The sequence below is a fragment of the Streptomyces sp. NBC_01264 genome (assembly GCF_026340675.1).
Classification (GTDB): domain Bacteria; phylum Actinomycetota; class Actinomycetes; order Streptomycetales; family Streptomycetaceae; genus Streptomyces.
On sequence record NZ_JAPEOX010000002.1, the window covers coordinates 111,454 to 128,343 of the forward strand.

18 protein-coding genes and 2 pseudogenes are annotated in these 16,890 nt (G+C 67.9%); 10 read left to right on the forward strand and 10 right to left on the reverse strand.

Going from position 1 to position 16,890, the window contains the following annotated elements; all coding sequences use genetic code 11:
- Positions 1–72: 72 nt before the first annotated feature.
- Complete coding sequence (locus tag OG435_RS33300) at positions 73–1,434, forward strand: nicotinate phosphoribosyltransferase (protein WP_266882572.1); 1,362 nt, start codon at positions 73–75, stop codon at positions 1,432–1,434.
- Here OG435_RS33300 and OG435_RS33305 read toward each other — a convergent pair.
- The 4 genes from OG435_RS33305 to OG435_RS33320 all read right to left on the reverse strand — a co-directional run bounded on the left by OG435_RS33305 (position 1,394) and on the right by OG435_RS33320 (position 5,065).
- On the reverse strand, positions 1,394–2,905 hold the full coding sequence (locus tag OG435_RS33305) for an AAA family ATPase (RefSeq protein WP_266882574.1): 1,512 nt from the start codon (positions 2,903–2,905) through the stop codon (positions 1,394–1,396). The two genes, OG435_RS33300 and OG435_RS33305, sit on opposite strands and share 41 nt — an antisense overlap.
- A gap of 158 nt (positions 2,906–3,063) precedes the next feature.
- Positions 3,064–3,294, reverse strand: a complete 231-nt coding sequence (locus OG435_RS33310) for a hypothetical protein (RefSeq protein WP_266882576.1) — start codon at positions 3,292–3,294, stop codon at positions 3,064–3,066.
- Positions 3,291–3,971 (reverse strand): helix-turn-helix domain-containing protein, encoded by a 681-nt coding sequence (locus OG435_RS33315; protein ID WP_266882578.1) that lies wholly within the window; start codon positions 3,969–3,971, stop codon positions 3,291–3,293. The genes OG435_RS33310 and OG435_RS33315 overlap by 4 nt, the downstream gene beginning before the upstream one ends.
- A gap of 5 nt (positions 3,972–3,976) precedes the next feature.
- Positions 3,977–5,065 carry a zinc-dependent alcohol dehydrogenase family protein gene (locus OG435_RS33320; protein ID WP_266882580.1) on the reverse strand — a complete coding sequence of 363 codons (1,089 nt, stop codon included), beginning with the start codon at positions 5,063–5,065 and terminating at the stop codon, positions 3,977–3,979.
- A gap of 179 nt (positions 5,066–5,244) precedes the next feature.
- Between OG435_RS33320 and OG435_RS33325 the strand changes: the two genes are divergently transcribed.
- The 3 genes from OG435_RS33325 to OG435_RS33335 all read left to right on the forward strand — a co-directional run bounded on the left by OG435_RS33325 (position 5,245) and on the right by OG435_RS33335 (position 7,656).
- Complete coding sequence (locus OG435_RS33325) at positions 5,245–6,672, forward strand: MBL fold metallo-hydrolase RNA specificity domain-containing protein (RefSeq protein WP_266882582.1); 1,428 nt, start codon at positions 5,245–5,247, stop codon at positions 6,670–6,672.
- 178 nt (positions 6,673–6,850) lie between these two features.
- Positions 6,851–6,991 (forward strand): hypothetical protein, encoded by a 141-nt coding sequence (locus tag OG435_RS33330; RefSeq protein ID WP_266882584.1) that lies wholly within the window; start codon positions 6,851–6,853, stop codon positions 6,989–6,991.
- A complete protein-coding gene (locus OG435_RS33335) occupies positions 6,988–7,656 on the forward strand; it encodes a CBS domain-containing protein (RefSeq protein WP_266882586.1) in 669 nt (222 codons plus the stop codon). The genes OG435_RS33330 and OG435_RS33335 overlap by 4 nt, the downstream gene beginning before the upstream one ends.
- Here the strand turns inward: OG435_RS33335 and OG435_RS33340 are convergent.
- Positions 7,653–8,423 (reverse strand): ABC transporter permease subunit, encoded by a 771-nt coding sequence (locus OG435_RS33340; protein WP_266882588.1) that lies wholly within the window; start codon positions 8,421–8,423, stop codon positions 7,653–7,655. The two genes, OG435_RS33335 and OG435_RS33340, sit on opposite strands and share 4 nt — an antisense overlap.
- Before the next feature lie 47 nt (positions 8,424–8,470).
- Positions 8,471–9,379: an ABC transporter ATP-binding protein gene (locus OG435_RS33345; RefSeq protein ID WP_266882590.1), complete on the reverse strand. Its 909-nt coding sequence runs from the start codon at positions 9,377–9,379 to the stop codon at positions 8,471–8,473.
- Positions 9,380–9,923: 544 nt separating this feature from the next.
- Between OG435_RS33345 and OG435_RS33350 the strand changes: the two genes are divergently transcribed.
- Both OG435_RS33350 and OG435_RS33355 read left to right on the forward strand, forming a co-directional pair.
- The gene (locus tag OG435_RS33350; RefSeq protein ID WP_266882592.1) at positions 9,924–10,799 is read left to right on the forward strand and encodes a slipin family protein; all 876 of its coding nucleotides are present in this window, start codon (positions 9,924–9,926) and stop codon (positions 10,797–10,799) included.
- 95 nt (positions 10,800–10,894) lie between these two features.
- Positions 10,895–11,170 carry an isoamylase early set domain-containing protein gene (locus OG435_RS33355; protein ID WP_266882594.1) on the forward strand — a complete coding sequence of 92 codons (276 nt, stop codon included), beginning with the start codon at positions 10,895–10,897 and terminating at the stop codon, positions 11,168–11,170.
- A gap of 268 nt (positions 11,171–11,438) precedes the next feature.
- On the opposite strand, the pseudogene OG435_RS33360 reads toward OG435_RS33355, so the two are convergent.
- Positions 11,439–11,927 (reverse strand): annotated as a pseudogene (locus tag OG435_RS33360) (transposase); the annotation flags it as partial.
- Positions 11,928–11,978: 51 nt separating this feature from the next.
- On the opposite strand from OG435_RS33360, the gene OG435_RS33365 reads away from it, so the two are divergent.
- Positions 11,979–13,174 (forward strand): IS3 family transposase gene (locus tag OG435_RS33365; protein WP_266874684.1). Its coding sequence is split into 2 segments (ribosomal slippage): positions 11,979–12,258 and positions 12,258–13,174, totalling 1,197 coding nucleotides; the frame shifts between segments, so codons are not numbered across the junction.
- 38 nt (positions 13,175–13,212) lie between these two features.
- Here the strand turns inward: OG435_RS33365 and OG435_RS33370 are convergent.
- Positions 13,213–13,500, reverse strand: a pseudogene (locus OG435_RS33370) (helix-turn-helix domain-containing protein); the annotation flags it as partial.
- Positions 13,501–13,613: 113 nt separating this feature from the next.
- On the opposite strand from OG435_RS33370, the gene OG435_RS33375 reads away from it, so the two are divergent.
- Positions 13,614–13,967: a DUF5655 domain-containing protein gene (locus OG435_RS33375; protein ID WP_266882596.1), complete on the forward strand. Its 354-nt coding sequence runs from the start codon at positions 13,614–13,616 to the stop codon at positions 13,965–13,967.
- Between the two features lie 258 nt (positions 13,968–14,225).
- Positions 14,226–15,304, forward strand: a protein-coding gene (locus OG435_RS50790) for an IS630 family transposase (RefSeq protein ID WP_430625547.1) whose coding sequence is annotated in 2 segments (ribosomal slippage) — positions 14,226–14,727 and positions 14,727–15,304 — 1,080 coding nt in all. Because the reading frame shifts where the segments join, the coding sequence is not laid out codon by codon here.
- 235 nt (positions 15,305–15,539) lie between these two features.
- Here OG435_RS50790 and OG435_RS33390 read toward each other — a convergent pair.
- Positions 15,540–15,812 carry a hypothetical protein gene (locus tag OG435_RS33390; protein ID WP_266886331.1) on the reverse strand — a complete coding sequence of 91 codons (273 nt, stop codon included), beginning with the start codon at positions 15,810–15,812 and terminating at the stop codon, positions 15,540–15,542.
- Between OG435_RS33390 and OG435_RS33395 the strand changes: the two genes are divergently transcribed.
- A complete protein-coding gene (locus tag OG435_RS33395; RefSeq protein ID WP_266886588.1) occupies positions 15,750–15,911 on the forward strand; it encodes a hypothetical protein in 162 nt (53 codons plus the stop codon). The genes OG435_RS33390 and OG435_RS33395 overlap by 63 nt on opposite strands.
- A gap of 103 nt (positions 15,912–16,014) precedes the next feature.
- Here OG435_RS33395 and OG435_RS33400 read toward each other — a convergent pair whose 3' ends face one another.
- On the reverse strand, positions 16,015–16,857 hold the full coding sequence (locus OG435_RS33400) for a CBS domain-containing protein (protein ID WP_266882598.1): 843 nt from the start codon (positions 16,855–16,857) through the stop codon (positions 16,015–16,017).
- Positions 16,858–16,890: the final 33 nt, after the last annotated feature.

A 16,890-nucleotide genomic window follows, 5' to 3' on the forward strand; every position in this document is an offset into this window, starting at 1 on the left:
AGGGCCGCGTGGGTCAAACGAGGGACCAAAGGGCCCATGCTGCGGCAGCCGGGCGCGGTCAGGCTGGGGGGTATGTCCAGCGCGACAACCACCGACCTGTACGAGGTGACGATGGCGATGTCATACCTGCGTGAGGGTATGCGCGCCCCGGCCACCTTCAGCCTGTTCGTCCGGGATCTACCGCCAGGTCGTGGGTTCCTCGTCGCTGCGGGCCTCGAGCCGGCCCTGGACTACCTCTCCCGGTTCCGGATCACATCAGCTGACGTGCATGACTTCGCCCGCGCCCTGCACAGACGGCCGGAGGAACTGGCCCCTCTGCTGGACCTCCGCTTCGACGGCGAGGTCCGGGCAATCCCCGAGGGCCGGCTCGTATTCGCCGGTGAGCCCCTGCTGGAGGTCACCGCACCGCTGCCGCAGGCCCAGCTCGTCGAGACGTACTTGCTCACGCAGGTGTGCCACCAGACCGCGGTCGCGTCGAAGGCGGCCCGCTGCGTGATCGCCGCCCAGGGGCGGCCCCTCGTGGACTTCTCGTTGCGCCGCACGCACGGCCCCCAAGCCGGGTTCCAAGCCGCCCGGCTCGGGACTCTGGTGGGGTTCTCCGGGACCAGCAACGTCGCCGCCGCCACCCAGCTCGGCATCCCCGCGTCCGGCACCATGGCGCACTCCTACATCGAGGCCTTCGCTTGTGAGGAGGACGCCTTCCGCGCGTTCGCCCGCGCCCATCCGGGTCCTCTCACCTTCCTCGTTGACACGTACGACACGGAGGGTGGCGTCAGAGCTGCCGCTCGTGTCCTGACCGACCTGCGCCGTGGCCCGGGCTGCGCGATCCGCCTCGACAGCGGCGACCTTGACGCGCTCGCCCACCGGTCGCGGGCCCTGCTCGACGAGGCTGGACTGGAGGACGTGCGGATCATCGCGAGCGGCGGCCTCGACGAATACGCCATCGACGCGCTCGTACGCGGTGGAGCGCCGATCGACGTCTTCGCGGTCGGCACCCGCGTGGGCGTCGCCACCGACGCCCCGTACCTGGACGCGGCGTACAAGTTGGTCGAGTACGACGGTAGGCCGGTGATGAAGCTGTCCTCCGCGAAGGTCACCGCGCCGGCCCCCAAGCAGGTATTCCGCCGGGCTGGTTGCACGGATGTACTCGGCCTGCGCGGCGAAGTGCCCCCAAGCGGCGCGACGCCCTTGCTGCGTACGGTGATGAGGGGTGGCTGTCGTAAGGGCCCGCCCGACTCGCTCACCGCCGCCCGAGCCCGCTTCGAGGCGGATCTGGCTGAGATGCCGCCAGCGGCGCACCGCATTCAGCGCCCCGAGGCACCGGTCCCTACCACTTCCCCGCAGCTGAAATCCTTGACCGTCGGCGTACGACGACGTCTCGAAGCAGCAATCGTTACGGGTCCCGGTACAGGCGCTCGAGATCGACGAGCATGACTTCGTCCCGCGCTTGCGCCGCGTACAGCTCGGGGCTGAATCCCGAAGCACCATAGAGGGCCAGGCGAACCCTGCCGACGTCTTCCTCCTGGGCTGCGAGTGCCTCCAGGATGCTGTGCAGCTGTTGCAGATGGCGGACGTCCATACCGGTTTGCCATCGCGCGAGTCCCACCGACAGGAGGGCGCCGCTCTTGTGCGCGTCCCTTTTGCGGACCACGACCTCGGCCTCGAGCCCTGTCGGCGAAGAAGGATCGCCGAGCGAACCGTACGACGCGGTGAGCTGGTCGGCGCCGAAAGAACCCGGCGGGGCGAAGTGGACCACCCAGTCTCTGCATGTCTGGGCGAACTGGGGGCCGACGACGTGGGAGTTGAAAGCGTTTCGCGCCTCGCTCCACACTGCTTCGGCGGCGCCCCGTTCCAGTGCGGTCCTGCGCGGACGGGCCACGACGTGGTCGAATGCCAGGAGTTGGTCGGTGGGCCGGTGGTGTACGAGAGCCGGTCGCAGTCCGTCGTGCTCCCGCAGGAGCAGGCCGTGCTCCCGCAGGACGGAGAGGGCACGAGTGGCATCGGAGAGCTGTTGCCCGAGGAAGGCGGCGATCTCCCCCTGGGTCGTGCAGCCCGCGGCCAGGGCGGCGAGCACGGAGTGGCACGCCCCGGGATTCTGGTGCCCGGTCTCCTCATCGACCAGGTGCCGTGCTTCACGGAACAGCGGCGTGCGTGGATTCAGGACGGTACGGCAGACCCAGGCGTCGAAGTCGTTCCGATCGGCGGGAACGTCACCGCCCACGTAGTCGTGCCGGTAGGCCGGAGTTCCGCCGACCACGGCGTACACGAGAAAGGCGAGCTCCAGGTCGTCAAAGCCCCACAATTGCGCTGCCTTGCGAAAGTCCAAGGGTGGGATGTCGAGTTTCAGACCCGATACGGCGTCCAACGGAGACGAAGGCGCGAACAGCCGGTTCATGACCGGCGCGGTCGCACCTCCCAGAATCAGGCGCGCGCGGTTCTCCTTCGGCGAGTGCTCAGAGCGGCGAAGGACGCCATGGACGATCGATGTCAGAGCCGGGCTCGCCGCGACGAGGTCCGGAAACGAGTCGATGATGACGGGCAGTGGCCTGGAGTCACCCAGCGCGAGCAGGTCGTCGACGGCTTCCTTCCAATCGCGCCAGTGCCTGGGCGGTGCGACCTGCCGGTATCGCGCGTACTCCTCGCCCAATCTGCGCAAGGACTCGGCTTCGGTGGCCTCCTGACCGCAGAAGTAGAACCCGCCGGTGGCCTGCGCCACCGATTCCAGCAGGAGCGTCTTGCCCTGTCGCGGCCGACCCACGACAGCCCCCAACCTCGTCCCCGCATGCGGATCGCTCGCGAAGGCGATCAAAGTCGCCCATTCGTCCTCCCGGCCGAAAAGTCGGTCAGGCTTGGCAGAGAGGAAAGAACCCGTCATCGGGGTTTGCTGTCCGTGTACGGCGTTCACACCATGCACCTCCGGAAGCAGCTGAGGGCTGACTCCATTCTCGGGCTCCGGGCCCTCCAGCGCGCGCCGCACGGGCCCCGGCCGTACCGGCGAACCTCATCGGAAGCCGCGCCACGCCACGCCCGCCGCCAGTCGGAACCATCGCTTCGCGGCCACGGTCACGATCCGTTTGCCGGCCAGGCATATCCCAACGCACCGTCATGGCGAGGCAGGCCGTCGACCAGGTCCCGGTACTCCCGTTCGGCGTCGAAGGGCCGCTGCCTCCCCCCATCCGATGCCCAGGTGTCCAGGCAGCCGTCGAATGCCGTCTTCCAGGCGGCTGCGTGAAGTGCCGCCGAGTCGAGCAGCACCCCGTCGGTGTCGAAGATGACCGTGCGGAGTGTGCTCACCAGTGCACCACACGGCGTCCGGTGATCCGGATCGGTGTGACCTTCATCCAGTGGGACCGCTTGCCTCCGGCCCAGGGCATCGAGCGCGCAACGGCATCGAGCCGCTGCTTGCCCGCCGCATCCGTGACGCCTTCGGCCTCGCCCACGGCCATGACGCTCCAGCCTTGTTTCATGGCGTCGTCGATGTGGTCGACCTCGAAGGCCACCTCCGTCCCCGCGGCCCGCGCGAGAACCGCCTCTTCAGACGTGCGGAACGCGATCTCGCTACCGGCCATGACGTAGTTGACCGGGAAGATCGCAGGTCCCTCGGGAGTGAAGACCGCGACTCTGCCGACGCCGTGGGTGGACAGCAGGCGTCGGCACTCGTCGTCGGTGAGCGCCATCAGTTCCGCGTTCCGAAGAGCTGTGCCCCGACCGGGCGGATACTCGGTGGTCGCGCCGGTCAGTTCCGCCACGGTCGTTCCCAGCGCGTCGGCGATGCGGGCGAGGGAGCCGATGGCGGGTGCCGCGGCGTGTTCTTCCAGGTAGGCGACGTACGTGGCATCCGCCCCGCAACGCTTGCCCACCTGTTCCCTGGTGAGGCCGAGTTCCTGACGGCGCGCGGCGATCCGGCGCCCCAGGTCGGTACGACCGGCGGGCACCTCGGTGGAGGCGGGTCCGGACTTGTTCCTGCTCATGACCTTCACGTCCTCTCGGCTTCGCGTTGGGTCGCCTCGGCGACCACGTCGTGCCGGGGGCCACCCAGCACCACCTTCAGTGCACCGGTGTCGCCGGCGCGGGCGAACACGTCGTACGCCTCTTCCATCTGTCCCAGCTCGAAGCGGTGGGTGACCAGCGCGCTCCCCGGCAGGCGGCCGGCCGCCATCATCCGGAGCAGCATCGGCGTGGAGTAGGTGTCCACCAGCCCCGTGGTGATGGTGATGTCCTTGATCCACAGGTCTTCGAGGTGCAGGGTGGCGGGCTTGCCGTGCACGCCGATGTTGGCTACCCGGCCGCCGGGGCGCACCATGCGCGTGCACATCTCGAAGGCTTCCGGAACGCCGACGGCCTCGATGACCACGTCGGCGCCGAGCCCGTCGGTGAGGTCGGCGACCAGCTGTTCCGGTTCCTCGGTAGCGCTGGCGGTTGCGTCCGCGCCGAGTGCACGGGCCGCCGCCAGCCTCGAGTCCGCGAGGTCTACGGCGACGATCCGCCCGGGACTGTACAGACCGGCGGTGGCGATCGCCGCGAGGCCGATCGGGCCCGCTCCGACCACCACGACCGTGTCGCCCGGCTGCACGTTCCCATTGAGCACGCCGACCTCGTACGAGGTGGGGAAGATGTCCGCCAGCAGCACCGCGTCGTGGCTGTCCACGGCGCTCGGAAGCGGGTGCACGGAGAGATCGGCGAAGGGGACACGGACGTACTCGGCCTGGGTGCCGTCGATGGTGTGGCCGAGCACCCAGCCGCCGCCTCCGCGGCACTGTCCGTAGTGGCCTTCGCGGCAGAAGCGGCACCGGCCGCACGAGGAGATGCAGGAGATGAGGACCCGGTCCCCGGGTCGGACGGTGCGGACGTCGCCGCCGGTCTCCACCACGGTCCCGACGGCCTCATGGCCCAGTACGCGGCCGGGCGTCACCTCGGGCACGTCGCCCTTGATGATGTGCAGGTCGGTGCCGCAGATGGTCACCGCGTCTACGCGGACGATCGCGTCGGCGGCGTCCTTGATGCTCGGATCGGGTACGTCCTGCCAGGCGGTCTGCCCCGGTCCGTGGAAGACGAGTGCCTTCATGGCTTCGCCCTTCTTCCTGCTCTCTCTTCGAGTAGGGGACAGTGCCAGGTTGGCCCGATCTCCGTTTCGGGCGCATGGGCCGGTCGGTCCCGTCCTGGACCCTGTCGGCCCCCTCGCCGCCCCCTGCGGCGAATGCGATGGTGAAGACCGGTACCCGCCTCGAAAGGAGGGCTGCCGCCATGGCCGAGACAGCCCCGATACCCCTGCCCTCACCCTCCCGCCCAGCTCTGCTGCGGTTCCTCGGGGGCGTACGGACCGTGACCGGAAGCAAGTTCCTGATCGAGAGCGACCACGCCCGGATCCTCGTCGACTGCGGTCTCTTCCAGGGTTTCGCGGACCTGCGACGGCGCAACTGGGAGAAGCTGGCTTGCGATGCCGCCGACATCCACGCCGTGGTCGTCACCCACGCCCACCTGGACCACTGCGGCTACCTGCCACGCCTGGTCCGGCACGGCTTCCGGGGACCCATCCTGACCAGCGCGTACACCGCCCGCCTCGCCGAGATCGTCCTGCGGGACAGCGCGAAACTGCAGATGGAGGCAGCCCGGCACGCCAACGAGCACGGCTGGTCCAAGCACCGGCCCGCCTCGCCGCTCTACGACGACAACGACGTGGACCAGACGATCAAGTACTTCGACCCCGTGCCGGTGGGCGAGGAGGTCGAGATCATGGCCGGGACGAAGCTGAAACTGCACCACGGCGGCCACATCCTCGGCTCCGCCTGGGTTCACCTCACGCTGGAGGACGGCCACACGTTCGCGGCCAGCGGCGACCTTGGCCGTCCCGGACACCCCCTGCTCCTGCCGCCGGAACCGTTCTCCGGTGCCGACGTGCTGTTGATGGAGTCCACGTACGGGGACCGGCACCACGATCACGAGACTGCTCAGCGAGAGTTCGCCTCCGTGATCACACGAACCCTCGCACGGGGTGGAACCGTCGTGATCCCGGCCTTCGCGATCGACCGCACCGAGGTAGTGCTCCACGAGCTCTCCGGCCTGCGCCGCGAGGGCGTCCTGCCGCAGAACGTCCCCGTGTATGTGGACAGCCCGATGGCCCTCGCGGCTCTGGACGTCTACCGCGACGCACTTCGTTCCCGCTCACCCGAGCTGCGCCCGGAGGCCCTGGCGCGGGGCGAGCAGGCGATCAGCCCGGACCCCTTCCTGGCCGCCCGGACGGTGCAGGAATCCATCGACATCAACAACGCCGAAGGTCCGGCCGTCATCGTCTCCTCCGCCGGCATGGCGACGGGCGGGCGTGTCCTGCACCACCTGAGCAGGGTCCTCCCCGACCCGCGCAGCGCCGTGGTCATCGTCGGCTTCGCCGCCGCCGGCACCCGCGCCCGCGACCTGGTGGACGGCGCCCGCACGCTCAAGATGTTCGGCGAGTACATCCCCGTACGAGCCGAGATCGCCGACGTCCCCCACTTCTCAGCTCACGCCGACGCCGGCCAGATCATCGACTGGCTGCGCAACGCACCCGCACCCCACACCACCTACCTCGTCCACGGCGAGGAGGCCGCGGCCGAGACACTTCGGGACCGGATCGACCGCGAGCTGGGTTGGACGGCCGTCGTACCCAAGTCCGGGGAGGCCGTCCTGGTCCGCTGACCGGGGCCGCATGGCCCCAAGGTCGGTCCCACGAGGCCCTTCCGGAGCCCAGTACCGGGCGCGAGTCTGTGGGAAAGGCCGGAGGCACCCCATGAGGACCAAGAGGGCTCTCCTGAACGACACGGCATCCGAAGCCCGGATGCCCTGCTCGCTCGCTCCCGTTGGGTAGGAGGATTCCTTGGTCGGACGCGGCGCCTCGGTCACCATCGCGGCCGTTGCAGCACAGCGCCTCTCCTCCGCAGGCATGCGGACCCTCGACCTGTTCGCGGCCACGGCAGCGGTCAGCCGCTCGCCTACGCCCGCTAAGGACCAGCCATGACCTCCACCCCGTACACCGTCAACGACGTCATGACGAAGCCCGTCACCACCGTCGCCCCCACCACCGATTTCAAGGAGATCGTCGCTGCGATGGAGCGTTGGCAGGTCACCGCGGTCCCCGTCATAGAGGGAGAAGGCCGTGTCGTCGGCGTCGTCTCCGAAGCCGACCTCCTCCCGAAGGAGGAGTTCCACGAGCACCGCCCGGGCCTCATCGAGCAGATGCGCCGCCTCGGCGACACCTCCAAGGCCGGCTCCGTCCGGGCCGAGGAACTGATGACCAGTCCCGCCGTCACCATCCGCCCCGAGGCCACACTCCCCCAGGCCGCCCGCCTGATGGCTGAGCGCCGCATCAAGCGCCTCCCGGTCGTCGACGCCAACGGCACCCTCAAGGGCATCGTCAGCCGCGCCGACCTCCTCAAGGTCTTTCTCCGCACCGACGATGAACTCGCCGCCGAGATCCGCCACGAAGTCGTCGAGCAGCTCTTCCCCGTATCACGGAGGGCAGTCAAGGTCGGCGTCACGCACGGAATCGTCACGCTCACCGGCCAGGTACGCGACGCACACCGCATCCCCGTGGCCACGCGCCTCGCTCAGGCCGTCGAGGGAGTCGTCAGCGTGCGCAATCGCCTGGAATTGCTCGAGTCCGCCTCGGATGACGGAGCCTAGGGAGCCAGATCCCGCCTCATCAGCAACGTATGGGCCGCGAAGAGTCCGAGCACTCCGACGCCTACGAGAACTCCCAATTGCGGCCAGAGCACATGCCCTTGGGCTAGCGCGTCACCGGGTGTGTAGTAGTGGAACGGGCTGATGAAGCGCAGCGGCGCTGCCTTCGACCACGCCAGGGCGATGAAGTTCAGCGCAAAGCCCACTGCCCCGATCGCGATGGTCGCCCCGACCACCTGGGCCCGCCTGCGGCCCCACGCCGACACGGCAAGAGCCGGTCCCATCAGGCACAACGCAAAGCCGCAGCCCATCACCCCGGCGGCGAAAACTCCGCCGAGCGATACCTGCTGATGGATGTCGGGCGACAGCACAACGCCGACCGCCACCGTCAGCGTGGCCGCCGCGTTCAAGGCCAGCGCGGCGAGTCCCAGCGCCACCGTACGTTCGGCCAGGAGGCGGTGCCGGGACACCGGGCGCACCATGAGCAGCTCGATCGTCCCCGACTCCACATCGGCGGCGACGGCCGCAGCCGCGAGCGAGCCAATGGCGGTGAGCTGCATGGCGATCCAGAACGGATGCACCAGTCCGGCTCCCAGCAGGCCCGGATAACTCGCGAGCGACACGTCGCCGCTCGATCCGCTGAAGGCCCGGTACGCCGACGGCGGCCCCTTCCCGTTCCCGGAGAACAGCTGCCCCGGCGGGATCGTATTGGCCACGACGACGATCAGCGCTTCGAAGACCATCATCCCCACCACCAGGGCCACCAGCATCCGGCGACGCCGGTGCAGTGCCAGCCACAACAGGGGCCACCGAGCCTTCATGGTCCTTCCCCCTCGTCGCTCTCCCGGTAGAGGTCCAGGAACGCCTCGTCCAGCCCGGCCTCTTCCACGGTCACGTCGGCCACCGCCAGCTCCAGCAGCCCCCTCAGCGCGCCCACCACCGCACTGGGCGGTACGAGCAGTTCCACCCGGTCGCCGTCCCACTGCGGTGACCACTGGTCGGCACGTCCCAAGGGCCGAGGGCCCGCACCGTCGCCGAAGGCGAGCCGGATCTTCCGGGCCCGGGCCTCGCGCAGAGCCGCCACTCGTTCGACGGTGACCAGCCTCCCGTCCCGCACGATCGCGACGCGCCCGCAGGCCCGCTGGACCTCAGGCAGTACATGACTGGACAGCAACACGGTCCGCCCTCCTGCTTCGGCCTCCCTCAGCAGCTCGAAAAATGTCTCCTGCACCAAGGGATCCAGCCCCTCGGTCGGCTCATCCAGCACCACCAACTGCGGATCGTGCTGCAGCGCCTGCACCAGTCCGATCTTCTGTTTCATGCCCCGGGAGTACTCACCCACTGTCCGCCGCAAAACCGCCGGAGTAAGCCCCAACCGCTCACACAACTCCTCCTGCCGACGCGCGGGGACGTCCTGCAGATCCGACAGCAACCGCAGGGTCTGCTCCCCGGTGAGCTCGGGGTACAGCCGCAGCTCTCCGGGCAGGTACCCCAAGCTCGGAGCCACCCGCCGGTGATCGGTGAACGGGTCCATCCCCAGCACCTGAACCCGGCCCGCCGTCGGCCGTAGCAACCCGGTCAGACACCGCAGCGTGGTCGTCTTGCCGGCCCCGTTCGGCCCGAGGAATCCGAACACCTCCCCCGCCTGCACAGTCAGGGTCAGTCCTTCCACGCCGACCACACGCCCGAATTTCTTGGTCAACCCGCTGAATTCGATGGCGTGCACAGATCCCATAGAACCAGTCTGTCCGCACCGGCACCGTTCACCCTTGACTGTCACGAACAGCCTGCCCTCTACCGCCCAAAGGGACCAAAGAACGGCCATGAACAACGGCACGGATCTCCGGTGGGTCTGCGCTATCCACCCACCGGATCCCTCATCCCTCCGGCTTCGGCCAGCCCTCAGGGTGGGCGCGGCATCGAGTCGGCCGAGGTCATGCGTTGGAAGTGCCAGGCGGCCGCGGCAGTGAAGGTGACGGCCCGGAACGAGGGACTCCCCGGATGCGGCCGTAGGCCGCGCTGAAGGCCCTTCCCAAAGGGTGGTGGGCATACGGCCAGCGCTCCCGTTCTTCTTCCCCGTCCGGGTGGGAATGTGGACCGTTCGGCCCCTGCCGGGCACATGAACCGCGCGCAATGCTGGAAGGCGGCAGGGCTCGTCGGCACCGCCAGACCCGCGCGGCCCTGCGGTCGGAACAGCTCTGCTTGGGGTTCCGCCGCCGCTCAGGGACCCGCGCGGGCACGACGTGGTCCTCGTTCTGAGGAGCATTGCCGTGGGAGTTCTGGTCTTCGTTCTGATCGTCATTGCCGTCGTGGCCCTGGTGGGGCTGGCGATGGCCATCAAGGTCGTCAGGCAGTACGAGAAGGGGGTCCTGTTCCGGTTCGGCCGGCTAATCGGCACCCGGGAACCGGGCCTGCGGGTCATCGTGCCGTTCGTGGACATCCTGCACCGCGTGTCGCTGCGGATCGTCACCATGCCCATCCAGTCCCAGGGCATCATCACCCGGGACAACGTCAGCGTCGACGTCTCCGCGGTCGCCTACTTCCGCGTCGTCGACGCCACCAAGTCGGTCATCGCCATCGAGAACGTCGGCGCCGCCATCAACCAGATCGCGCAGACCACCCTGCGCAAGGTCGTCGGCCAGCACACCCTCGACGAAACCCTGTCGGAAACCGACCGCATCAACATCGACATCCGCGAGATCCTCGACATCACGACCACCGACTGGGGCGTCGAGGTCACCTTGGTCGAGCTGAAGGACATCCAGCTGCCCGACAGCATGAAGCGCGCGATGGCCCGCCAGGCAGAAGCCGAGCGCGAGAAGAGGGCGAAGATCATCAGCGCCGAGGGCGAATCGATGGCCGCCGCCGCACTCGGCGACGCCTCCGACACCATGATGGCCCACCCCCTCGCCCTCCAACTGCGCAACCTGCAGAGCCTCGTTGAAATCGGGGTCGACAAGAACAGCACCGTCGTCTTCCCCGCACCGCTCATGAGCACCATCGGCGAACTCGGCGCCTTCCTCGCCCGCGAAACGGCCGCCGCTGCACGCCAGACCACCACACCGGTGGACATCGGCAAGACAGTTCCCGTCCCGCCCCTCAGGAACGGAGCTGCCAAGTCGTCACTGAACGTGGCGGGCGAGTGACGCCGCGGCCGCGCTGGCCGGGTCGGCGTGCGACCCGCGCGTTCACCACCGACGATGGGCGGCGTACCCATCCACTGCCGCTGTCAGGAGCACCGATGCTGGAGCGCACGCTACACAAGGACCGTACCGAGGTCACCTTCGTCCTCCCCGCCGACACCCCGCCCGGCCCGGTGAGCGTGGTCGGCGATTTCAACGACTGGCGGCCTGGCGTCCACGCCCTCAAGCCCCGCAAGGACGGCAAGCGGGCGGTCACGGTCGCGCTACCCAGCGCGAGCACCCACACGTTCCGGTACCTGGCCGCGGGGGACTACTGGTTCAACGACGCGAGCGCCGGAGACCAGGATGGCCCCAACAGCCGCCTCCACACCTGAGGCCTCCGTCGGCGTGCCCCCGCCTCGGGATTGGCCGTTGCACCGGCGCCACGATCCCCCGCGCCTGCTGGCCAACGCACGGGGTACCGTCACCTCCGAGGGTGACTCAAGGTTTGCGGCACGAGGCCGACGACCTGCTGTGTCTGCCGGCGCCACGTGCCTTCGCCTCCGTGAGCGAGTGGTACGAGGTTTTCGCTTCCTAAGGGCTGTCCCGTAAATGATCTTTTGGTTGGCGCAGACGCGGCTGTTCGTCGTGCGGCCTGCCGCCCTATCCCGCGAGGACCAGGTTGTGCAAGCGCGCGATGCCGAGCATGGCGTGGTGGACACCGTCGCTTTTGAGGCGGCAGTCGCGGAGGATTTTCCAGGTCTTCATGCAGGCGAAGACGTGCTCCACGCGCGCACGGACCTGCTTGTGGGACTTGTTGTGCGCCTGTTTCCACTTCGCAAGCTGTTCTCCCTTGCAGCGACGGTGGGGCATGGCGAGTCCGGTGCCCGGATAGCCGCCATCGGCGATCGTGAGCGTCTGACCGACGGCGGCTTTCGCGCCGGACTCGTCCCATGCCTTGCAGTCGTTGCGGTTTCCGGCGAGCGGCTGACCCACCACGACGACCAGCCGGGTGTCGGCGTCGATGACGACCTGGTGGTTGGTGGAGTAACGGTAGTTCGACTGCGCAGCCACCGAGTGGTCGCGGGTCGGGATCAGGGTGCCGTCCACGATCAGCACGGTGTCCTTGGCAAACCGCTTGCGGGGCCTGAGGTGCCCCGAAGTTCTCGGACAGGGGCCCAATAGGGTTGTCCTGTCAAGGGAATGAGGAAGCACGAAGTGGCACCGCCCAGCAAGTACACCCCGGAGTTCCGCGAGGAAGCAGTCCAGATCGCGCTCCGCTCCAGCAAGACCGTCTCGGAGACAGCCCGAGAGCTTGAATTGAACCCGGAGACACTCCGGGGCTGGGTGAAAAAGTTCCAGAAACGGCGTGAGCCGGCCGCTGACGCTGAGCTGACGGTGAGTGAACGCGCCCGGTTGAAGGAACTCGAACGCCGCATTCGCGAAGTCGAGATGGAGAACGCCTTCCTGAAAAAATGCGCGGCGTACTTCGCGAAGGATCCCCGGTAGCACGCAAGTACGAGTTCATCGAAACGATGCGACTCGACACCGCGGAGTACGTATTTTCTGTCGAGTTCATGTGTGAGCGGCTCGACGTGTCCAAGTCCGGCTACTACGACTGGCGACGCCGTCCTGATTCTGCGACGGCTCAGCGGCGCGAGGAATTGAAACTGCTCGTCAAGAAAGCCTTCGAGGTGTCCGACAGTACGTACGGATACCGGCGCATCCGCGCCCAGCTGGCGCGCTGGGGGCACGCCGCCGGCCTGGAGCTCGTGCGCCAGCTCATGCGTGAACTGGGCCTGATGCCCTGCCAGCCCCGCCCGAAGCGGTTCAGCCTGACCCAGGCTGCGGCGGGCGCAGTGCCCGACCTCGTCGGCCGGAACTTCACCGCCGACACCCCGGGTGAAAAGCTCGTCGGAGACATAACCTACATTCCGACTGGCGAGGGCTGGCTTTATCTCGCGACGGTCATCGACTGCTGCACGAAGGAAGTCATCGGGTATGCGATGGACGACCACTACCAGACGCCTTTGATATCCCGGGCCATACGCAACGCAGCCCGCAACAGGAAGCTCACCAAGGGGGCAATTTTTCACTCCGATCGCGGAAGTAACTATATGTCAGCCGAGTTCGGGAAGGCGCTGAACCGGCTCGGCCTCCGCAGATCGTCTGGGCGCACCGGGATCTGTTTCGACAACGCGATGGCCGAATCGTTCTTCGGAACTCTGAAGAACGAGCGTGTCTCACGTGTGACTTACCTGACCCTCGAGGCCGCCCGGCAGGACATCACTCGCTACATCGAATTCTGGTACAATCGCAAACGCCTTCACTCGGCTGTCGGTTACCGGCCTCCGCAGGAAGTCCACGCCGAGTATGCAAGGTTGCGAATAGCCGCGTGAAATGAACGGTCAGATCCCTGTCCGAAAAACGCGAGGCCCCTCAGCCGGAGCGCGAGCATCGGCCCAAGATGATCGATGATGCGGTCCGCCGCCGACTTCGACACCCCGAACAGCGGAGCGAGCTGCCGCATGGTCAGGTTCGTGCGCCAGAACGCCACGACCAGCAGGGCCCGGTCCTCCAGCGGAAGGCTCCACGGCCGGCCCTTGCGCACCGCGTCCGCACCCTTGCGCCGCAGAAGCCTCACCAGCTTCCCGAAGGCACGCGGAGTCAGCCCGGCGAACGGGGCGATCCAGGACGGGTCAGATGCCGTGATCACACCAGCCATAGCAAGATCATTACATCGCCATCAATTACCCAAGTATTCCTGCGTCCTGCTCAGCCTTCGAGGACGCCCGCTCAACGGCACAATGGCTGGACCGTCCCGGCCATGATGGCCGGGTGACAACTGCCGAAGAGTTCTTTGGGAGCGACAGCCTCGGCTTGGCGGTCTTCGAGCGAATGAGCTCCTTGCTGGAAGAACCAATCGAAGTCCGGGTGTCGAGAAGCCAGGTCGCGTTCCGGCGCAGACACGGTTTTGCCTACCTCTGGATGCCCGGACGGTACCTTCACGCCCCGACCGCCGAGGTGGTGCTGTCGATCGCCCTCGGCAGACACGACCCCTCACCACGCTTCAAGGAAGTCTCCCACCCCACCCCCCGACACTGGATGCATCATCTGGAAGTGCATTCACTGGACGACATCGACGAACAGGTGACCGCATGGCTCATCGAGGCCGCCGCGCGCGCGACTTGAGCGGTGCACACGGCCGGGAGCGTTCGACGTCGCCGTGCGCCCGCCGCCCTGGCACCTGGCACCTGGCACCTGGCACCTGGCACCTGGCACCTGGCGAACCCGACCTCGCGTGGTGACGAGCACAGCACTTATTGGCCAGCCGTACCGGACACGCCTCCCATGGATCTTTACGGGACAGCCCTTACTGACTTCAGCTCTTTGGGGTGAATGTTTGCGAAGTCCCTGATGGGTCTGGGTGGGTGGCTGTATCCGTGGTGTGTGAAATATGCGGATGGGGGCGGGCTGACTCCTGCGGGACGTCGGCGCCGGGAGACGGTTCGTATGCAGGCGGCTGAGCTGTTCGAGCAGAAGATCAATCCGTCGGAGGTCGCACGGCGGCTTCGGGTGAGCGTGAAGTCGGCTTATCAATGGCATCAGTTGTGGCGGGATGGTGGTGTTCAGGCTCTGGCCTCCCGCGGTCCGAGCGGTCCACGGTGCCGTCTGTCCCCGCGGTGTCTGGAGAAGCTGGCCGCGTATCTGGAGCAGGGCCCGGCCGCTCATGGCTGGGTGGAGGACCAGGTGTGGACCGCGTCGAGGGTGGCCACGCTGATCGGCCGGAAGTTCCACGTCACCTACAGCGTCTCGGGCGCTACCCGGTTGATGCACCGGCTCGGCTTCAGCCCGCAGGTCCCCGCCCGGCGGGTCGCCGAACGCGATGAGCAGGCCGTGAGTATGTGGCGGGAGGCGACCTGGCCGGAGGTAAAAGGGCGAGGGCGGCCTGCGGGGGCTACGTCTGCTTCGAAGACGAAGCCGGGTTCACCCGCAGGCCGCCCCGGGGGCGTACCTGGGGCCGGCGAGGAGTGACTCCGGTCGTCACCATCAGCGGCCGGCGGTCGGGACGGCTGTCGGTGGCCGGGCTGATCGCGATGCGGCCAGGCTCGAGGACCCGGCTGTGTCACCGCCTACGGACCCATCCCGCGGGCAAGGGAACACGTCGCAGCATGAGCGAGCGGGACTTCATCGCGCTCGTCGACGGAGTCCACCAGCTGGTCAGGGCACCGATCGTGCTGGTCTGGGACCGGCTGAACACCCACGTCTCCCGCAGGATGCGCGACTTCGTCGCCGAGCGTGAATGGCTGACCGTGTTCCTGTTGCCCGCCTACTCACCCGAACTCAACCCAGTCGAGTGGGTATGGGCCCACGTCAAACGCAGCCTCGCCAACCTCGCCGTCATGGCCCTCGACCGCCTCGAAGCCCTCGTCCGCAACCGCCTCAAACGCCTTCAATACCGGCCCCACACCCTCGACGGCTTCATAGCCGGCACCGGCCTGACCCTCGACGCACCACCCTCACCCTGAAAAGCCGAAGTCAGTAGGCGGCCGTCCGGGCCGCGGGCCCGAAGCCGTCTTCTGAGGGCGGCCGTAGCCGGACACGGCGCTCCGATTCCCGAAGGGGCCGGATCAGCCGAAGAGATCAAGCACGCGGATCGTGTGTACGGGACGCAGCCCGGGTTGGGCCCTCCCCTGCTCCCGGGGAGGAGGTGTCAACGTCGTGCGCGTGGGCAGCTTGCCGCTCGGGCCACGCCCAACTGGTTCATCGTGGGCTACCACGAGTTCCCTGCGTGGGGTCGCATGCGCCGTCACGATCTCCTCCTATCGATGGTTCTGGGGGTCCGCCGGCGGGCCGCCTGGCGTAGCACGTGAGCAACCGGTCGGCCGGGCCCCAGACCCACTGCTGCCTGCACAGGGCTTCAGTGGGCGGCGCAGACACCCTCGACGAAGTGCCCACCTGATCCTCGGACAGATGACGTACCAGGTCGGCTTCGCTGATCGTGCCGACGAGCCGGTGGTCTTCGATGACGGGCAGTCGTCGGACGCGGTGCTCGGGCAGGAACTGCAGGACCTGTCCGCTGCGGCGACCGTGAACGGCTTGTCCTGGGCCGGCATGCCTGCCGTCATGTGGTGAGGGTCCTTCCCCTTGGCCAGGTACTTGAAGGAGGCCTGTGGACATACGGGTGCCTCGGAACTGCCCCAGGCCGGTCCACGGGCCGACATCAAGGCGCTGCCTGTCAGGTTGTGTCGGCGGGGCCGCTGCCGGAGTCGCGGCGGCCCTCCGGCGTAGCGGTCATCAGCCACGACACCGTGCGGCTGATGTCGGAGGACGCGACGATGCCCACGAGCGTGCCGTCCTCGTCGAGCACGAGAGCGCGCTGCCCGGTCGCGGCCAACATCCGCGGAAGGATTTCGACCAGCTGATCGTCCGGGCCGACGACGATGACCTGCGACAACGGGATCATCACCTCCCGAACGCCCACCGCCTCACGTTGCTCCTCGGGCACCCGCCCTGCTGTCTTGAGAGTCACCAGACCCTCCGGAGAGTGACCGTCGTCGCCGGTGACGGGGAAAGCAGAATGGCGGTAGCGATAGCGAGGATCGGCCAGAAACGCCGCGACACTCAGCTCGGCGGGCACGGTGACCGGCCCGAACGTCATGGCCTGGCGCACCGGGACACCGCGGAGCACGGCCCGAAGTTCTGCCTGCTGCCCCTCTGCGGTCGCCGCGGCGATCAGGAACCAGGCGATCATAGCCAGCCACAGCCCACCGACCACATCACCTCGCGCGAACAGCAGCAGACCCCCAAGGAGAAGGAACCAGCCGAACCCGCGGCCCGCCGCCGCCGCTCCGGCAGTCGCCCGTGCCCGGTCCCCGGTCCGCCACCACAGGAACGCGCGCAAGAGCCGTCCGCCGTCCAGCGGAGCGGCCGGCACAGAGTTGAACACGGCCAGCAAGAGGTTGATCACCGCCAGCCAGACCAACGCCTCACTGGCCAGCCCCGGCCCCACGGCGCTGTCGACCAGCCATGCGGCCAACGCAAAGCATCCGCCCAGGCACAGGCTCACCAGCGGTCCCACGCCCGCGATATGAGGTTCCCCCGGGATGCGGAG